This is a genomic window from Paracidovorax avenae ATCC 19860 (assembly GCF_000176855.2).
Lineage (GTDB): Bacteria > Pseudomonadota > Gammaproteobacteria > Burkholderiales > Burkholderiaceae_C > Paracidovorax > Paracidovorax avenae.
The window spans coordinates 2,122,114-2,139,736 of record NC_015138.1 but is presented as its reverse complement, the minus strand read 5'-3'; the positions used below and the strand labels follow the sequence as shown (position 1 = coordinate 2,139,736).

Annotated in this window: 15 protein-coding genes; 10 read left to right on the top strand and 5 right to left on the bottom strand. The window is 68.2% G+C overall.

The window, feature by feature from the left end:
• The first annotated feature begins 129 nt into the window (after nt 1–129).
• The 5 genes from ACAV_RS09520 (at nt 130) to ACAV_RS09500 (ending at nt 5,887) form a co-directional block, all read left to right on the top strand.
• Nucleotides 130–1,926: a sigma-54-dependent Fis family transcriptional regulator gene (locus ACAV_RS09520; RefSeq protein ID WP_041828696.1), complete on the top strand. Its 1,797-nt coding sequence runs from the start codon at nt 130–132 to the stop codon at nt 1,924–1,926.
• A 285-nt stretch (nt 1,927–2,211) separates the two neighbouring features.
• Complete coding sequence (locus ACAV_RS09515) at nt 2,212–2,844, top strand: glutathione binding-like protein (protein ID WP_013594355.1); 633 nt, start codon at nt 2,212–2,214, stop codon at nt 2,842–2,844.
• 49 nt (nt 2,845–2,893) lie between these two features.
• A complete protein-coding gene (locus ACAV_RS09510; RefSeq protein ID WP_013594354.1) occupies nt 2,894–3,862 on the top strand; it encodes a Bug family tripartite tricarboxylate transporter substrate binding protein in 969 nt (322 codons plus the stop codon).
• A gap of 20 nt (nt 3,863–3,882) precedes the next feature.
• Nucleotides 3,883–4,869 (top strand): Bug family tripartite tricarboxylate transporter substrate binding protein, encoded by a 987-nt coding sequence (locus ACAV_RS09505; protein ID WP_013594353.1) that lies wholly within the window; start codon nt 3,883–3,885, stop codon nt 4,867–4,869.
• Nucleotides 4,870–4,894: 25 nt separating this feature from the next.
• Nucleotides 4,895–5,887, top strand: a complete 993-nt coding sequence (locus ACAV_RS09500; protein ID WP_013594352.1) for a Bug family tripartite tricarboxylate transporter substrate binding protein — start codon at nt 4,895–4,897, stop codon at nt 5,885–5,887.
• Between the two features lie 21 nt (nt 5,888–5,908).
• On the opposite strand, the gene ACAV_RS09495 is transcribed toward ACAV_RS09500, so the two are convergent.
• The 3 genes from ACAV_RS09495 to ACAV_RS09485 form a co-directional block, all read right to left on the bottom strand.
• Nucleotides 5,909–6,712: an IclR family transcriptional regulator gene (locus ACAV_RS09495; RefSeq protein WP_157768746.1), complete on the bottom strand. Its 804-nt coding sequence runs from the start codon at nt 6,710–6,712 to the stop codon at nt 5,909–5,911.
• A gap of 232 nt (nt 6,713–6,944) precedes the next feature.
• Nucleotides 6,945–7,853, bottom strand: a complete 909-nt coding sequence (locus tag ACAV_RS09490) for a GGDEF domain-containing protein (protein WP_225981526.1) — start codon at nt 7,851–7,853, stop codon at nt 6,945–6,947.
• 136 nt (nt 7,854–7,989) lie between these two features.
• A complete protein-coding gene (locus ACAV_RS09485) occupies nt 7,990–8,214 on the bottom strand; it encodes a hypothetical protein (RefSeq protein ID WP_013594349.1) in 225 nt (74 codons plus the stop codon).
• Between the two features lie 337 nt (nt 8,215–8,551).
• Here ACAV_RS09485 and ACAV_RS09480 point away from each other — a divergent pair, with 337 nt between their 5' ends.
• Nucleotides 8,552–10,168, top strand: coding sequence for a hypothetical protein (locus ACAV_RS09480; protein WP_013594348.1), 1,617 nt, complete (start codon nt 8,552–8,554; stop codon nt 10,166–10,168).
• 57 nt (nt 10,169–10,225) lie between these two features.
• Here ACAV_RS09480 and ACAV_RS09475 read toward each other — a convergent pair whose 3' ends face one another.
• Nucleotides 10,226–12,094 (bottom strand): amidohydrolase, encoded by a 1,869-nt coding sequence (locus ACAV_RS09475; RefSeq protein WP_013594347.1) that lies wholly within the window; start codon nt 12,092–12,094, stop codon nt 10,226–10,228.
• A 472-nt stretch (nt 12,095–12,566) separates the two neighbouring features.
• Here ACAV_RS09475 and ACAV_RS24570 point away from each other — a divergent pair, with 472 nt between their 5' ends.
• Both ACAV_RS24570 and ACAV_RS09470 read left to right on the top strand, forming a co-directional pair.
• Entirely contained in the window at nt 12,567–12,947 is a 381-nt protein-coding gene (locus tag ACAV_RS24570; RefSeq protein WP_013594346.1) for a hypothetical protein, read from the top strand.
• 218 nt (nt 12,948–13,165) lie between these two features.
• Nucleotides 13,166–13,747, top strand: coding sequence for an NUDIX domain-containing protein (locus ACAV_RS09470; protein WP_013594345.1), 582 nt, complete (start codon nt 13,166–13,168; stop codon nt 13,745–13,747).
• 17 nt (nt 13,748–13,764) lie between these two features.
• On the opposite strand, the gene ACAV_RS09465 is transcribed toward ACAV_RS09470, so the two are convergent.
• Nucleotides 13,765–15,930, bottom strand: coding sequence for a hybrid sensor histidine kinase/response regulator (locus tag ACAV_RS09465; RefSeq protein ID WP_013594344.1), 2,166 nt, complete (start codon nt 15,928–15,930; stop codon nt 13,765–13,767).
• A gap of 323 nt (nt 15,931–16,253) precedes the next feature.
• Between ACAV_RS09465 and ACAV_RS09460 the strand changes: the two genes are divergently transcribed.
• Both ACAV_RS09460 and ACAV_RS09455 read left to right on the top strand, forming a co-directional pair.
• A complete protein-coding gene (locus ACAV_RS09460; RefSeq protein WP_013594343.1) occupies nt 16,254–16,697 on the top strand; it encodes an Rrf2 family transcriptional regulator in 444 nt (147 codons plus the stop codon).
• A gap of 6 nt (nt 16,698–16,703) precedes the next feature.
• Complete coding sequence (locus ACAV_RS09455) at nt 16,704–17,606, top strand: NAD(P)/FAD-dependent oxidoreductase (protein ID WP_013594342.1); 903 nt, start codon at nt 16,704–16,706, stop codon at nt 17,604–17,606.
• The last annotated feature ends 17 nt before the right edge of the window (nt 17,607–17,623 follow it).

Sequence of the window (17,623 nt, the reverse complement as noted above, 5' to 3'; positions counted from 1 at the left end):
GCCGCGAGGCGATCTCGGGGGTTTCCCTGATGCACAGGCAGCATCGGACCATGCACTCCACCCCGCCCCCAAAGTTATGCTGGCATGCATTCCTGGATGTCGAAAATGGATGCAGACAGACAAAAACAGATGAATCCGCCCACCCGCGTTTCACTTGCGGAACTGGCGAAAGTGGCTGGCGGGGACACGGGCTGGCGTTTCGACCTGCGCGAGGTCGATGCCGACAGCCACCCCACGGTGGCGGACCTGAGCGAATGCCTCTTTTTCTCGCCGGGCGACGGCCGCATCTGGCTGCAGGACCAGCGCATGGTGCTGATGCATGCCCAGGCGCTGGGCTCGCTGCGGCGGGAACTCATCGAAACCATCGGCCTCGACGCCGCCAGGGGCCTGCTCACGCGCACCGGCTATCTATCGGGCGTGCGCGACGCCGAACTGGTACGGCGGCAGTGGCCGGATGCCGATCCGGCGGTGGCCGCCGTCGCGGGCACGCGCCTGCACTCCCTGGAAGGCGTGGTCCAGGTGGAGGTCGTGCATGTGCGCTATGACGCGGCCACGGGCGACTACGACGGCGAATTCCTCTGGCACAACGCGAGCGAGGACGACGGCCACATCGCCGCCTACGGCGTCACCGGCTCGCCGGCCTGCTGGATGCAGACCGGCTACGCGACCGGCTACGTCAGCACCCTGTTCGGCCGGTTGATCCTGTTCCGGGAAACGGAGTGCCGCTCGGCGGGCGATGCTCACTGCCGCGTGGTAGGCCGCACGCTCGAACGCTGGGGCGGCGGCGTGCAGGACGAACTGCGCCACCTGCAACTGGGTAACCCGGAAGCGGCCGCCCCGGGTGCGGCACCGCCGGCATGGCGTCCGCCCGCCAGCGCCGTGGCGGCCACTGCAGTGCCGGGAGACGGCACCCTGATCGGCGCATCGTCCTCCTTCAATGCGGCCTTCCACATGGTGCGCCGCGTGGCGCCCACGCAAGCCACCGTGCTGTTCACGGGCGAATCGGGCGTCGGCAAGGAGATGTTCGCACGCGCCCTGCACCGCGCCGGTGACCGCGCGCAACGCCCGTTCGTGGCCCTCAATTGCGCCGCCATTCCGGACACCCTGGTCGAGGCCGAACTCTTCGGCGTGGAGCGCGGCGCATACACGGGTGCGGGCGCCTCACGGCCCGGTCGCTTCGAGCGTGCGGACGGCGGCACCCTGTTCCTGGACGAGATCGGCACCCTGGGCCTGGCGGCCCAGGGCAAGCTGCTGCGCGCACTGCAGGAGGGCGAGATCGAGCGCGTGGGCGGCACCCGCACGCTGAAGGTGGATGTGCGCGTGGCTGCAGCCACCAACGTGGATCTGCGCGAGGCCGTGCGCGCCGGGCAGTTCCGCGCCGACCTGTTCTACCGCCTCAACGTGTTCCCCATCCACCTGCCGCCGCTGCGCGAGCGGCGCGACGACATCCCGCTGCTGATGCAGCACTTCCTCGCCCACTACCGCGAGCGCCACCGGCGCAACGCGCCCGGGTTCACCCAGCGGGCGGTGCAGGCGCTGTTCCACTACGGCTACCCAGGCAACATCCGGGAATTGCAGAACCTGATCGAGCGCGCGGTCATCATGGTGAACGACGGCGAGGCCATCGACGTGCACCACCTCTTCCGGGGCGGGGAGGCGCTGCCCACGGGCGTGCTGTCCCTCGGGGACGACGGCCGGCCGGATGCCGGGGGCCGGCTGACCGGAGGAAGGGCCGCAGCCCGGGAAACGGCTGCCGCGCCCGCCGCCAGCACTTTGGAGGAAGCCGAGGCCACGCTCATGGCCGATGCGCTGCGACGGACAGGCGGCAATGCAGCCGCCGCCGCGCGGCTGCTCGGCATCACCCGGGCGACGCTGCTGTACCGCGCCCGGCGGCACGGCCTGGCTGTGGGCCGGCAGCAGCGCTGAACTGCCGGGCCGCGCACCTCCCGCCCAGGCAAGCTCGCCAGTCCCTTGCGCCAGCGCGAAACAGGCAATCCAGCTTTTACCGCAATACAGAAAAATCACCACCCCGGTGCAGGCAGCCCATCCGCGCGCCACCGTGGCACGCCCACCGCGCCTGCAAGCACCGACATGGCGCGAAACAGCGGTTTTCTCGGTGTTTACACCAGTATTGCCCACCCCCATTGATTGGCACATTTATCGCATAGCAGTAATTCAACAATTTTTAGTTCATCCAGAAGGCCATTCACCATGAAGCTTTATCACGAAGTCCGGGGATGCTCGCTTGCAGTGGACATCGTCGCGAGGGAACTGGGCCTGCCGCTCGATCTGGAATGGGTGGACATGAAGACAAAGCGGCTGCAGGACGGCACGGACTACCTGGTCATCAATACCAAGGGCACCGTGCCCACGCTGGAGATGCCGGACGGCCAGCACCTGAGCGAGGGCTGCGTCATCACCCAGTGCCTGGCGGACCAGTGCCCCGGCAACACGCTGCTGCCCGCTGCCGGGCTGGCGCGCTACCGGGTGCTGGAGTGGATGAGCTTCGTCGCCGCGGACCTGCACAAGGGCGGTTTCATGCCCCTGTTCAAGGCCGTCACCCCGCCGGAGTACAAGGCGATCGCACGCGGCTACCTGCAGGCCAGGCTGGGCTGGCTGGACAGCCGGCTCGAAGGCCGCGACTACCTCACCAGCAGCACCTTCACGCTGGCCGACGCGCACTGCTACACGATCGCGATGTGGACGCGGGCGCACGCCATCGACACCAGTGGCTGGCCGCACCTCGAGGCCTACCTGGCACGCTGCGGCCGGCGGCCCGCCGTCCTGGCGGCCGAGGCCGCTGCGGCGGCCCAGGGCGAGCGGGAACGGGCGGCCGTGCGCTGATCCACCGCCTCGTACGCGACAGCCCCGCTCCACCGACAGGACCGACACCATGCGCCCTATCCGCCGCCTGCTGCTCCTCGCCTGCCTGGCCGCCGCACAGGCTACCGCCGTGGCCGGCGGCTATCCCGACGCACCCCTGCGGATGGTGGTGGCGTTCCCGCCGGGCGGGGGTACCGATGGCGCGGCACGGCTCATCGCGGAGAAACTGGCAGTGGAACTGGGCCAGGCCGTGATCGTCGAGAACCGGGCGGGTGCCGGCGGGGTGATCGGAGCGCAGTCGGTGGCCCGCGCCAGGCCGGACGGCTACACCCTGTTCTTCGGCACCGGTGCCGAGTTGGTGATCAATCCCGTCACCCGCAAGGCGGCGCCCTACGACCTGCTGCGGGATTTCGTGCCGATCACCGAGGTGGGCAGTGTGGGCTTCGTGCTGGCCGTGCCGGGCGCGTCGGCGGCACGCAATGTGCCCGACCTCGTGGCCGCGGCGAAGGCGCAGCCCGGCAAGCTCAATTACGCCTCTTTCGGGATGGGCTCCACCAACCACCTGATCGGCGAGCTCTTCCTCCATGCCACCGGCACCCGGGCCACCCATGTCCCGTTCCAGGGCAGCCAGCAGGCGATGGGTTCGCTGCTGGCGGGCGATGTGGATTTCACCTTCGATACCGCCGCCGTGGTGCTGCCCCAGCTGAAGGCCGGCAAGCTCCGCGCGCTGGCCACGCCTTCGCCCCGGCGGCTGCCCTCCCTGCCGGACGTGCCCACGCTCCAGGAGCTTGGATATGGCGCCGTGGTCGCCGAAGGATGGATGGGCGTGTTCGCTCCCGCCGGCACCCCGGCCGACATCGTGAAGACGCTGGCCGCTGCACTGGACAAGGTGGTCCGCACGCCCGACATGCAGGCCCGCCTGGACGCGCGCGGCGTGGCCGCGAGCGCTGCCGACGGCGCGCAGTTCACCCGCAAGCTGCAGGCGGAACTGGAGAAGTGGCGGCGCGTGGCCCGCCAGGCCGACGTATCGCTGGACTGATCCACCACACGGGAAACCCCATGAACCGCAGACTCCTCTCCGCCGCACGTCCGGCCGGCCTGCTCCTCGCAGTGGTCGCGGCCCTGTCCGGTCCGTCGCCGGCCACGGCGCAGGGCTACCCTTCGCGCCCCATCACCCTGATCGTCTCCTTCGAGCCCGGAGGGTCCACCGACGTGTCGGCACGGGCCGTGGCCCAGGAACTGGGCGCGCAGCTCGGGCAGCCGGTGATCGTCGAAAACCGCCCCGGCGCGGGCGGACGCATCGGCACCAAGGCCGCGGCCCAGGCCCGGCCGGACGGCTACACGCTGCTGTGGGGCAGCGGCAGCAGCCTCACGGCCGCGCCGGCGCTCTATCCCCAGCAGGAGCATGTGGCCACGCTCGTGCCGGTGAGCCTGGGCGCCACCCAACCCTTCGTGTTCGCCACCGGGCCGGCAGTCGGTGTCCGGTCGGTGCGGGAGTTCATCGCGCTCGCCCGCAGCCGCCCGGGGCAACTGAATTTCGCCTCGGCCGGCATGGGTTCCAGCAACCACCTTCTGGGTGAGATCTTCATGGCCGTGAGCGGCATCCAACTGGCGCATGTGCCCTACAAAGGCGCCATCATGGCCAAGGACGCGGTGATACGGGGCGACGCCCAGCTCATGGACGAGGCGACCGGCCCCCTGCTGGGCGCCCTGCGGGCGGGGCAACTGGTGCCTCTCTTCACCACAGGCGAGCAGCGCGACCCCGCCCTGCCCGACACGCCCACCGCTGCCGAGGCCGGCCTGCCCGAACTGACGATACAGGGCTTTTTCGGCCTGCTGGCGCCGGCAGGCACGCCCGCGGACATCGTGGCCCGCCTCAACGTCGCGATGCGCTCCACGCTGGCGTCCACGGCCGTGGCGCGCGCGTTCGGCCCCCTGGGCTTCACGCCGGCCTACAGCACGCCCGGGCAGATGGCTGCGCGCATCGCCGAAGGCCGTGCCACCTATGCCCGCATCGTCAGGGAGCGGCAGATCCGCCCCGAGTGATTCCCAGCCCTCTACCGGACACGCCATGCCGTCTTCTCCACCGACCGTTCCCCGCCGCCAGGTCCTCGGCGCCCTTGCCGCGCTGGCCGCAATGCACGCCGCGCCGGCGCGGGCCGCGCACTGGCCGGAGCGCCCCGTCAGCCTCGTCGTGCCCTTCGCCGCAGGGGGTGGCACCGACACCATCGCCCGACTGATCGCGCAGAAGCTCCAGGCCCCGCTGGGCGTCCCCGTGGTCATCGACAACCGGCCGGGGGCGAACGGCCTGATCGCCGCGCGCAGCGTGCTCCAGCAGCCCCCGGACGGACACACCCTGATGTTCGGCAGCAATTCCACCCACGTGATCGCGGCCCTGGCATCCCACCAGCCAGTCGCCCCGGGAAAGTCGATGCAGGACAGCTTCTCGATCGCCAGCGTGCTTGCCAATGCCCCGCTGGTGTGGGCCGTGCGCGCCGCCAGCCCCGCCCGGGACCTGCCGGACTTCCTGCGCCGCGCAAAATTGGGCCGCCTGAGCTACGGCAGTTTCGGCGCAGGGTCGTCCGCCCACGTGATGGGGCAGACCCTCGCGGAATCGGCGGGCGTGGAACTGCTGCATGTTCCCTACAAAGGCTCCGCCCCGGCGCTGACGGACCTGCTGGGCGGCCAGGTGGATACGGTGTTCCTCACCGTGGCCGCCATCGAGGGCATGGTGGCCTCCGGCGCGGTGCGCCCGCTGGCCGTGACGGGCGAGCGGCGCGTGCGCTCCCTGCCGTCGGTACCCACCTTCGAGGAACTGGGTGTGCGCGACATGGGCAATGCCGGCTGGTTCGCGGTGTTCGCCGCCGCCGGCACGCCCGCGCCGACGATCACGGCACTCGCGAAGGCACTGCGCGACATCGTCGCCCAGGCCGATGTCCAGGCCCGCATGGTGGCGCTGGGGCTGGAACCGGTGCTGAGCACGCCGGAGCAGGCGGCGGAGATCTGGCGCCGCTCGCTGTCGCGCGCCGCACCGATCGTCCGGCGAGCGAACATCACCCTCTGACGGGCGGGCGGTGCTTCCTGCCTACAGGTGGCCGTCGGCCGAGAGGCGCACGCTGACCATGTGGGCCGTGCGCTGCACCAGTTCGGCGATCGCCTCCTCCTTGAAGAGCGCCATCCGCGCATCGCTGCCCAGCGCCGTGACGCTTGCCACCACCAGTCGCCCGCGTCCGAAGATCGGCGCCGACACGCCTGTGCGCCCCTCGTTCAGTTCGCCCGACGTGCGGCAGTAGCCGTCGCGCCGGATACGCTGCGCCATCTCGTAGAACATCTCCCAGGAAGGCAGTTCCCCGGATTCGCCAGCCAGTTCCTGGTGCAGCCGCCGCAACCGCGCGGCAGGCAGGAACGCCACCAGCGCCTTGGAACTGGCCCCCTGCAGGACGGGCACCGGGCGGCCCCGCCCATAGCGCAGCCGTGGCTGCGGATCATGGGACTCAGTATGCACCGTGATGATCGAGTGGCCGTAGAGCTTGGACAGGAACACGTCCAGCCCGGTCTGCTCCGCCAGTTCGCGCATCGGCGGCACCGCAGCGCGGATCACCGGATCGGACTCCCGGATGCAGCGGTCCAGTTCGATGATGCGGGGGCCGAGCGTGATGCTGCGGTCCAGCCGAACCAGCAGCCCGACCTTCGTGAGCTCCTGGATGTACCGATAGGCCGTGCTCTTGGGCACGCCCAGCTCGGCAGCGATCTCGTCGGCCATCAGCGACGGCCTGGCCGTGGAGAACAGCCCCAGGGTCGCGAGCAGGCGCGACAGGCTGGACTCGGATGAGCGCCCCGCGCCATCCGATCCCGTGCCGCCATCGGCCTCCTCTTCGGGCCCGGCCATGGACTCCGCCACGGCAGGCCTGCGAACACGGCCAGCGGCCGGCGGAACGGCATCCGTCTCGGCGCGCGCGCCTCTACCCTTGTGCCGGCCTCTTTCCTGCGGCGACGTGCGCCCCGCTGTCTGCGCCATGAAAACTGTGCCTCCCTCGAATGCGATGACCAGCCCGCATGTTAGCGAAGCACGGATGGCCGGAGGATGGGCGCGGATGGCAGGGGCCCTCCTGCAGCATCACTCAGAGGTACGCGACCGCGGTCCGGTTGCGGCCCTCCCGCTTCGCGCGGTAGAGCGAGGCATCCGCAGCCTCGAGCAAGCCATCCGGCGTCTGCTGTGCGGCATGCAGACAGCACGCCGCGCCCACGCTGGCCGTCACCCGGCCGGAGGCCGCTGCGGCGTGGGGAATGGCCAGCGCCTCGATCGCGCGGCGGAGCCCCTCGGTCATGTCCGATGCTTCGTCCAGGCCGGTGGCCGGCAGGATGCAGGCGAACTCCTCCCCGCCATAGCGCGCCGCCAGATCGCAGGGCCATCGCATGCGGGTGTCGATCGCGGCGGCGACGCGCTGCAGGCAGCTGTCTCCGCCCGGATGCCCGTAGTGGTCGTTGAAGGCCTTGAAATGGTCGATGTCGATCAGCACGACACACAGCGGCTCGCCGCTGCGTGCATGGCGCGCGAACTCGCTGCCCAGCATTTCGTCGAACCGGCGCCGGTTCGCGATGCCCGTCAGGCTGTCGGTGATGCTCAACTGGTAGATGCGTTCGTTGAGCGCCTGGCGCTCCGCTTCATTTCGGCGGCGCTCCGTGATGTCGCGCACCACCGAACAATTGAACAGGGAGCCATCGAACACCACCAGGCTGGCGGTGACCTCGATGGGAACGCTGGTGCCATCCTTGCGGGTGTTCACGGTTTCCAGCGTGACCGAGCCCAGGCGCTCCAGGTCGGCCCAATGGCTGCGCCAGCGCTCCTCGCTGAACAGCGGATCCACATCGCACACGCGGAGGCCGCGGAACTCCTCGGGCGTGTACCCCAGCAGTTGCTGCGCCGCCCGGTTGACCGTGACATACCGACCGTCGCGGTCGGTCCAGATGATCATGTCGGCGATGGCATCGATCGAATAGAGCGCCAGCCGGGCGTTCAATTCGAGCAAGGACGCACTCGTCGTTCGGTCATCGGTGAGCTCGGCCATGCGGTGGATGATAGCCGCGGGGCCCTCGCGCATGCGCAGGCGCCTCCCGGCCCGGGGCTGCTGCGGCTGGCCCAGGCGGGATGGCCTGCGAGAGTCCCTAGATGTCCTGCCCGCCGCTGGCAGACACGATGGCCTGGGGAGCCCCCTCGCCCGGCTCGCCCGACGCGGGCTGGCCATTGCCGCCCGAAGGGCAGCACGAATCCGCCGCCATCGCGGGCCATGCCAGGAGCATGCAGGCGGCCACCACGGCGCTCCGGCAAACCAGTGCCGCGTGCTGCGACGGTGCCTTGGCCATCCGGCCTTGCATATAGGTACGGTGCATTGGAATCTCCTTGTGTTCTGTGAAGTGGAAAGCTTGGCACCGAGGCATTCCCTGCATGCAACGGAAAGTAAACAGCTTGGGCTGATTGCATGGCGAATCGAAACCAGGTGTTACGCTAGACCGACCCAGGGGGGGACTGGCACGGCGTTGCCCAGAGATACAAACAGCCAGGCACCATGGCGAAGGCCCTCATCGGGCCCGTGCAGGTGCGATTGCCGCGCCCTCCCACCTCGGCCATTTTTTGCCGCCCGTCCGCGGCCGCCGCTGCCGCATTCCAGGCCACAGGCTTGCGCAGGCACGCCGTCGCCCGGACGCCCCATCCATGCAAGGAGAAACCATGAAAAGAATCCACCTCGTTCCCAGGGCTGCAGCAGCCCTGCTCGGCACGCTGGCCGTCGCCGGCGCAGCCCATGCGGGCGTCATCGCCGGAACCGGCGCCGTCCCCTCCGGCGCGCAGCTGGGCTATACCAATGCCGCCGCCACCCGGGTAGTGGAAGGCAAGACCGGCCATGCACTGCTGGTGCCCTACTTCACCGCGCAGAATGGCCAGATGTCCGTGCTGCACCTGGTGAACATGGATCGGGACAACGGCAAGGTGGTGAACGTGCGCTTCCGCGGCGCCAACAACGGCGACCGGCTGCTGAGCATGCATGTGCTGCTGGGGCCCGGCGACATCTGGACGGGAGCGGTGACGGCCGGCGCCGACGGCACCGCGCAACTGACCACGGACGACACCACCTGCACGATGCCGCAACTGGCGCGCAACGTGCCACAGCCCTTCTCCACGGACCGCCTGGATCCCGCATGGAGCGCGGCCACCAAGGCCGCCCAGACCCGGGAAGGCAGCATCGAAGCCATCGTGATGGCCGACGTCCCCGGAGCCCGCGCATATGGCGACGATGGGGCCAGCAACTCGACCCTGTTCACGTTGATCAAAGCAGTGAATGGCGTCCAGCCCTGCACCAACAGCTACGACAGGCTCAACACGATACTGTTGGACGACATCAGCGGTGAACCCGCCGCCGCCTCCCGCGGGCTCGCCACCCCGACGGGACAGGTCGCGGCCACGTGGTACATCATCGACGTGCCGGGCTCCACCACGTTCTCCGGCACGGCCACCGCCATCCAGGCCATCGATATCGCCGGCCAGCCCGCGCGAGGCAACTACATGCTGTTCCCGCCCACGGACGGGGTGGTGGGGCTGCCCGAGCTCTACACGGCCGACCCCCTGCTCGTATCCGCCGGGCAGGCCTACCGCTACAAGGATGCCCAGGGCAGCACCGCGCAACCCACGGTCGCACCCGTGCTGGCGGCCCGGTTCAACGACCTGCCCGACCTCTCCACCCCCATGTACCTGCCGGCTTCCGCCGAGAACGCCCGCCGGACCGCCGGCGATCTCTCCCGGCTGATGGCAACGCGCGAGGTCAGGAACCAGTACGTGCTCGACCAATCGATTTCGGCGCTCACGGACTGGGTATTGGCCACCCCCACCAAGCGGTACAGCGTCGCAAAGGACTACAGCCAGTCGGACACGGCAAGCCAACGTGTGTATTCCGTCGTTCCTCCCGCCGGCTCGGGAACGCAGTATTTCCATGCAGCCAACACGCAGGTCGGCCAGAGCGTCTGCAGCCTGTCCAGGAGCTGGGGCATGCTCACTTTCAGCCGGCAATCTATGATGGCCGACCACTCCGTACCTCCAACGAACGTCCAGTATGAAAGCTGCGGCGCCGTCTCGGTATTGAGCTTCGGTCAAAAGAGCGCACTGGCGTCTTCGATCAACCAGCAATACATATTCGGCGATTTCACCAGCGGATGGGCCAGCATCCTGGTGCCGGATGCCCAGGGCCTGCCGATCATCGGCACTTCGGTCATGAAGCTGAGCAACCCCAACGCCACGCCCGGCATCGCCGCCAACTACGGCATGAGCTACCCCCACCTCTTCAAGACGCCCTGAGAGCGCCCGATAGAGCACTGCCGCCCGCCCATCGGCGCGGGCGGTGTAACCCGGGCTTCAGTGCCCGGCGGCGAACACCCTGCTGCCGTTCACCCAGGTCTCCAGCACCCCGATGTCGCGCATGCCGGCGGCGTGGGGTGCCGACCACTGCAACGGGTTCTTCGCCAGGATGACGAGGTCCGCCTGCTTGCCCGTCAACAGCGAGCCGACCTGGTGGTCCAGATGGCACTGCCAGGCCGCGTCGATGGTGACGGCGCGCAGCGCCTGCGGCACGTCCAGGCACTCCGGCGCATTCAACACCTTGCCTTCGCCGTTGGCTGGAGCGCCGCTGGCCGGGTGCTTCACGGTGGCTTCCATCACGCGCCCGACCGCCTGCTCCATGCAGCGCAGCGGCCCGAGCGGCGTCACGAAATGGTCGCTGTGAAGGCTGATCCGCAGGCCGGCCTGCAGGGCGGAGGCGCAGCGGTCCAGCAACAGGGTGCGGTCCTTGCCGAGGATCGTGTCCTGGAACGCCTTGCCCCAGTAGCCCACGTGGCCGATCAGGAAGCTCGGCGAAATCTCCATGCGCCGCATCAGGCCGATCGTGTCGTCGTGCAGCAGCGAGGCATGCTCGATACGGTGCCGCTGCCGTGCCCAGGCCGGCGCCTGCGGCAGGGACGCCGCGGGCGCGTCCGTCGGCGCCGGGGGCGGCACCTTGCTCAAGGCCATCTGGTAGGCGGCCAGCACATTGGTGATGGCCTCGTCGCCATTGGCATGCGTGAGGATCGGCCAGCCCGCGGCGGCTACCACGGCCATCACCTCTGCCAGCTTGCGCGCCGGATCGAAGTTGAACAGCCCCCAGGCACCGACCCCGGGCACCTGATGCTCGTTGCAGCACTGGTACGGCCGGCTCTGGAATCCGGTCAGGCCCTGGTTGGAGCCATCGGAAATCAGCTTCAGCGCGCGTATCGTGAACAGGCTGTTGCCGTCGCTCGACAGCTCCGGCTGGTAGCAGTTCACCCAGGTCATCAGGTCATTGCTGTTGCCGTAAAGCGCGCCACCCATGCGAACGGTCATGGCCGGCGTCTGCGCCAGCGCCTTGAGCATGGTCACTTCCGACGGCCCGTTCAGCAGCCCGACACTCGCCTCGAACACCGTCGTGATGCCGCGCTGGTTCGCCTGCTGGAAGACGCGCTTCAGCCCGTCGAGCATCTGCTCCGGGGACACCTTCGGCATGGCCACCAGCATCGCAGCGGACTGCTGCTCCGTCAGCACGCCGTCCGGAAAATCCTTGTCGAGCTTCGCCGCCTGCAGCGCAGGCGTGTTCGCATAGCTGATGTGGCCCGAGGCATTGAGCAGGAACATCTTCACCTCGGTGCTGATGCCGTCGAGGAACTTCGCATCGATGTCCGTCCAGACCTTCATCAACGAGGGGTCCACGCCGAAGCCCATCACCCAGGGCATGGGCGGCGTCGCCTGCTGCGCCTTCTTCACCGCGGCTCGCAGCCGCTTCTCGATCAGCTGGATGTCGTAGTGCGTGTTGAGGTTCTGCCCCTCGAACGGCGACAGGTCCGTCCAGTCGATGATGAGCGCGCTGGTCAGCGTGTGCGCATGCGCGTCGATCAGCCCGGGCAGCAGCGTCTGCTCGCCCGACAGCGGCCGCTCCAGCGGCTCGAACACGGTCATGGCCTTGCGCACGTCGTGCAGCCTGCCGCTCACGATGACCTTGCCGTCGGCGATGCCGATCGCCTCCACCTTCCTGCCGGGATGCTCCGGGTCCGGATGGATGTGCCCGCCATGGAAGATCACGGCCTGCGGCGCCCCGCGGGCTCCCTCCTGCGCAGCGGCATCCGCGAGCAGGGATTGCCATGCCCCCTGGTCATGCTGGTAAGCAGGCAGCATGCGGGGGCTGCAGCAGGCGCAGCCGAATGAAACGCTATCGGACATGGTGGTTCCCTCTCTGTGATAGTGGTTGTGTGATCCCTGCAATCGCCCGCGGCGGCCCGCATCCCTCATGGCCTCCAGAGCCGTCGTCCGAACCTCCACCGGCCGCCACGATACCGCACGCATGCTCCACGGGAGGCTGGGTTTGGCTACACCGCATTACACGACCGGGTGTCCGCCGAAGGAAGCCGAGCCATTCATCGCTTCGCTTGCGCCCGGCACCGCAAACCGAGGTCGATGATCAAGCGCCGACATCTGCCTTGTGCCATCAGGCCGACTCCGCGTACGGGCCGAACAAGGCGGGTACGCCCGCGGGCAACAGCACAGGCTTCAAACAAAAATTTATTGCGTACATAAGTTTTTAGCGGATATAGAACGCAATTTCCATGGTTGAGTCATTGCAGTATTGGCCGCCCGAAAGCAAGGGCTTGGCCAACTGGCTTCGCTCACCCTGAATAGATAAGGATCCGCATCGATGAAAAATTCTTCCCACCTCCGCAAACTCTTCGCCTTCCTGGCGTATGCCACGCTCCCCCTAGCAGCGACAGTGCCTGCCTCGGCAAATGCACAGCAGGTACTTCATACAGACCTCATCAACCACGTTCCGGCGGCCAAGTCCCTCTCGGTGCGCGGCCCCAACTTCAGTGGTTGCTACACGTTGCAACTGGGACGATCGGTTCTCGGGCCGGATATCTTCACCAACACCAGCGGTATGTACACCATAATCGCCATGCGGGCGCCTGGCTGTGCTGGCGGTAGCGGCATGGCCGGGCTGTACAGAGATTTCGCCATCTCCGGAAACAACGGTGGACGACTGACCATCGAGATCACCAACCAGGGCATCGCCATCCATTGAAGCGTGCCACGGCGCCTGCGCCTGCCGGTGCGAAGCCAGCAGGCACGCCGGCGCCACCGACGTCCGCGGCGGCATGCGCAGAACCGGTCGGCGGCCACGCCATCCCATCTACATTGGCATCTCCGGAGCGAAGTGCGTACCCTGTGCCGTACAGGCCTTCAACGGCGCGGTATCTGCGCCCGGGCTCGCATCACTTTCGCTGACACCAGGAGACCCCATTGAGCATCGCCCACCGCATCCGCATCGAAGACGTCACCACCCTCTCGGACGACTGGTACGTCCTGAAGAAGACCACGTTCTCCTTCCAGCGCAGCGACGGCAGCTGGCAGCGCCAGTCGCGCGAAACCTACGACCGGGGCAACGGAGCGACGATCCTCCTCTACGACCTGCAGCGCCGCACAGTCATCCTCACCCGGCAGTTCCGCTACCCCGCATTCGTGAACGGCCACGACGACCTGCTGATCGAAACGCCTGCCGGCCTGCTCGACGACGCCGCGCCCGAGGACCGCATCCGCGCCGAAGTGGAAGAGGAAACGGGTTTCCGGGTGCGCGAGGTGCGCCAGGTGTTCGATGCGTTCATGAGCCCGGGCTCGGTGACCGAGCGCCTGCATTTCTTCGTCGGCGCGTACCAGCCCGGAGACCGGCAGTCATCGGGTGGCGGCATCGCGGCCGAAGGCGAGGACATCTCCGTGCTGGAGACCGGCATCGACGAGGCGCTGGCCATGGTCGATGCGGGAACGATACGCGACGGCAAGACGATCATGCTGCTGCAGTACGCGGCGCTGCACCTTTTTTCCTGAGGGGGCAAGCCGGAGGCTCATGCCAGCCCGGCGAGCAACCCGTTCAGTTCTGCGAACCCCACCGGCTTGACCAGGTGGGCATCGAAGCCCACCCTCTCCGAATGCCGTCGATCGCCGTCCTGCCCCCAGCCGGTGAGGGCGACGATGGTGATGCTTCTTCCCCAATCGAGTTCGCGCATGCGTCGGCACGCCTCGTGGCCGCTCATGCCGGGCATCCCGATGTCCATCAGGACCACCTCAGGACACATCTGCCCGCCAGCCTCCAGGGCTTCCGCGCCTCCTGCGGCCGTTCGCACCTCGTGCCCGTCCAGTTGCAGCAGGGTGGCCAGCGCCAGCGCGATATCCTCGTTGTCATCGACGACCAGGATCCGGCGCGCCACCGCCGCAGGGTGGGAATTTCGCGCCGCCAACACCTCAGCCGATACCACCCCGGACGGAAGCCGGACGATGAACTCACTGCCCTTGCCGGCCCCCTCGCTGCGCGCCTGGACGGTGCCGCCATGCATTTCGACCAACCGCCGGACCAGCATCAGGCCGATGCCCAGACCTCCCTGGGCGCGGTCCAGCGTCCGGTCCACCTGCGTGAACAGCCCGAAAATCTCGTCGATCTGGTCCGGGGGAATACCGGAGCCGTTGTCCTTCACCACCACCTCGACGCTGTGGCCCGCCGGTTCGACGCGGACCTCGATGTCTCCACCGGACGGGGTGTACTTGCAGGCATTGGCGAGCAGGTTGCCGAACACCTGCGTCAGGCGCGCGGAGTCTCCTAGCAACGGCACAGGCTCATCCGGCAGCACGAGCCGCAGGCGATGCCGCTGCTGGTCCAGCGCAGGGCGGCAGACCTCCACGGCCTGTTGGATCACCTCCGCCAGCAGCAGGGGCTCGCGCCGCAGTTCCAGCTTGCCCTGCTTGATGCGGTTCACATCGAGCAGATCGTCCACCAGCCGCACCAGTTGCAGCACCTGGCGCTCCATGACATCGCGGGCCCTGCGCGACAGTGCCTCGTCGCCGTGCGCCCGCCCCATCACCTCCAGCATGTTGCGCAGCGGCGCCAGGGGATTGCGCAGTTCGTGCGCGAGTATCGCCAGGAACTCGTCCTTGCGCCGCCGCTCCTGCGCCAGCTCCGCCTCGATCTGGTGACGCTCCACCAGCTCGGCGGCCTGCCGCGCCAGCAGGTCGATGTAGCGCAGTGCGTCCGGGGCGGGGCCGCCTGGCCAGCGGTAGTGGTTGTTGAGCATGCCCAGCAGTCGTCCGTCCCGGCTGAGCAGCGGCGTGCACTGGATGGACCGGATCCGGTCCTCCAGCACGATCTCGAGCCCCAGGGTTCCCTGCAGTCCTCCGAGCCTTTCCACGTCGGGAACGACAAGGCGCCGGATCTGCCTGGCAGCCTCTCCGCAGCTCGCGTCCCACCCATCTTCCAGGAAATGCTCGACCAGGCGGGCTCCCAGCCCCTGGTGCACCACGATCCGCAGCGTCTTCCGGACCGGATCGAAGATCTGGATGTTGCCCTTGTCGGTCCCCGAGATGTCGGCCGCCGCCGCGAGGATCTTCTGCAGCAGCGGCTCGAACTCGCCCGGCCCCACCAGCTCGGCACTCAGTTCCTGCAGCCGTGCAAGCGCCGCCATTTCCTTGCGCAGGTGCGCGGCGGCACGGTCCCGCTCCACCACGATGCTGGTCGCCAGCGAGCCGAATTCGGCCACCTTGCGCTCCCAGGCATTGGCCTGCCGGGCTTCGGAAAGGCACAGGAAGAATGAGCCGACCGCCCTGCCCCCCTGCCCGATGGCCGGGTGCGAATAGCAGGCCAGGATGCCGTTGTCCAGACACAGTGACCGCCAGGATGCAGCCCATTGGGCGGAGTGCTCCACGTCCGCGCACTCCACGGGCTCGCCTGCGTGGATGGCGGCACCGCAGGTGCCGATGAGCGCCTCGCCGATGGGCAGGCCCCGGATGGCGGCCGCGAAGGTGGGCGGAAAGTGCGATGAATAGCCGTCGCCCATGGTGCGGCGGTCCTCGCTCGCCAGCAGCACGCACGCACGTGTATCGGGTGCGAGCCGCCCGACGGCATCGGTGAGCGCATCAAGGCACTCATCCATGGGCGCGCCGGACGCGATCATGAGCAGGGCTTTCCTCTGCTCCTCGTCCAGCCGCGCATCGCGCTGAGCTTGTGCCAATTCTCGGTACACGGGCACCTTGCTGCTGAATTGCCCGTGGCGGTCGCGAACGGCGCACCGCAGACAAAGGGGTCCTGAAGCGAACCGATCGACCGCGTGCATGGAGGAAAACGGCCCGGCGAAACACCATGTTCGCATATGTAGCGGCAGATACAGTTGCCACTTGTATCACGATTTGCGCCTAACTCATCATTAAAACTGCACATTCCTCTCCTATCCCGCATCTTCGGGTCCCGCGCACCGGCATCACTGGAAGTGTCCCGGGTCGCACCCGGCAAGAGCCTCGCTCCAGGCCCTGCTTGACATGCCGCCCATCAAGCAACATCATTAGTTACATGAAACGCGACAGCCGCCTGTCCTCCGTCCTGCATGCACTGCTGCACATGGCCGAACACGAGGGCCCCATGACATCCGACGCCCTCGCGCAATGCCTGGGCACCCATCCGGTCGTCGTCCGGCGCACCATGGGGTACCTGCGGGATGCGGGCATCGTCACGTCGGACAAAGGCCATGGGGGCGGATGGCGCATCCATGCAGACCTGGGCACCGTCACCCTGCGCCAGTTGCACGAAGCCCTGGGCGAGCCAGCCATGTTCGCCATCGGCAACCGCAACGAATCGCCGGAATGCCTGGTGAAGCAATCAGTGAACGCGGCGCTGGAAGGCACGTTCGCAGAAGCCGAGGCGCTGCTGCTGAAGCGGTTTTCAGAAATCACCCTCGCCGACCTGGCCGCCGACTTCGCGCGCCGGCATGCGGCGGCACGGCGCACAAGGAGTTAGTTGACCATGCGATATGACGCCATCATCGTCGGCGGAAGCTATGCAGGAATGGCTGCCGCCCTGCAATTGGTAAGGGCGCGCCGCTCCGTGCTGGTGATCGACGCGGGCCAGCGCCGCAACCGCTTCGCCAGCCATTCGCACGGCTTCCTGGGCCAGGACGGCGTGCCCCCGGAAGACATCGCGGCGAACGCGCGCCGCCAGCTCGCCCTCTATCCGTCACTGAACTGGCTGCAAGGGCATGCCACGGCCATCACGGGGTCCGCGGACGCCTTCGCGGTCACTACGTCCGACGGCGGGTCGCACCACGCACGCCGCATCCTGCTGGCCACCGGCGTGGCCGACCAGCTTCCCGCCGTCGCGGGCCTTGCCGAACGCTGGGGCACGGCCGTCTTCCATTGCCCGTACTGCCACGGCTATGAACTCGGCCAGGGCCGCATCGGCATCGTCGGCGCCAGCCCGATGTCCGTCCACCAGGCCGAACTGCTCACCGACTGGGGCGACGTGACCCTGCTCGCCAACCGCGCCCTGGACCTGACCGACGCGTCCCGCACCACCCTCGCGCACCGGGGCGTGGCCATCGAGGAGACCCCCATCGACAGGATCGAAGGGCATGCCGACGTGGTACTGGCCGACGGACTGCGGCTGCGCTTCGCGGGCCTGTTCACGGCGACGCGTACCTCCCCCTCCAGCCCGCTCGCCGAAACCATGGGCTGCGCGCTGGAAGAGACACCGATGGGCTTCCAGGTCTGCACCGATGCAGAGAACAAGACATCGGTGGCCGGCGTGTTTGCTTGCGGAGACGTGGCGAGGGCGGCCCATTCGGTGTCGCTGGCCGTGGGCAGCGGAGCCATGGCCGGCATCCAGGTCCACCGGTCGCTGAAGTGGCCTGAAACCCTTGCCCCTCAGTAAGTGGAAAGCAGCCGTCG

Coding starts and splice junctions, on each gene's coding strand:
- ACAV_RS09520 (WP_041828696.1), top strand. CDS start 130: ATGAATCCGCCCACCCGCGTTTCACTTGCGGAACTGGCGAAAGTGGCT.
- ACAV_RS09515 (WP_013594355.1), top strand. CDS start 2,212: ATGAAGCTTTATCACGAAGTCCGGGGATGCTCGCTTGCAGTGGACATC.
- ACAV_RS09510 (WP_013594354.1), top strand. CDS start 2,894: ATGCGCCCTATCCGCCGCCTGCTGCTCCTCGCCTGCCTGGCCGCCGCA.
- ACAV_RS09505 (WP_013594353.1), top strand. CDS start 3,883: ATGAACCGCAGACTCCTCTCCGCCGCACGTCCGGCCGGCCTGCTCCTC.
- ACAV_RS09500 (WP_013594352.1), top strand. CDS start 4,895: ATGCCGTCTTCTCCACCGACCGTTCCCCGCCGCCAGGTCCTCGGCGCC.
- ACAV_RS09495 (WP_157768746.1), bottom strand. CDS start 6,712: ATGGCCGGGCCCGAAGAGGAGGCCGATGGCGGCACGGGATCGGATGGC.
- ACAV_RS09485 (WP_013594349.1), bottom strand. CDS start 8,214: ATGCACCGTACCTATATGCAAGGCCGGATGGCCAAGGCACCGTCGCAG.
- ACAV_RS09480 (WP_013594348.1), top strand. CDS start 8,552: ATGAAAAGAATCCACCTCGTTCCCAGGGCTGCAGCAGCCCTGCTCGGC.
- ACAV_RS09475 (WP_013594347.1), bottom strand. CDS start 12,094: ATGTCCGATAGCGTTTCATTCGGCTGCGCCTGCTGCAGCCCCCGCATG.
- ACAV_RS24570 (WP_013594346.1), top strand. CDS start 12,567: ATGAAAAATTCTTCCCACCTCCGCAAACTCTTCGCCTTCCTGGCGTAT.
- ACAV_RS09460 (WP_013594343.1), top strand. CDS start 16,254: ATGAAACGCGACAGCCGCCTGTCCTCCGTCCTGCATGCACTGCTGCAC.
- ACAV_RS09455 (WP_013594342.1), top strand. CDS start 16,704: ATGCGATATGACGCCATCATCGTCGGCGGAAGCTATGCAGGAATGGCT.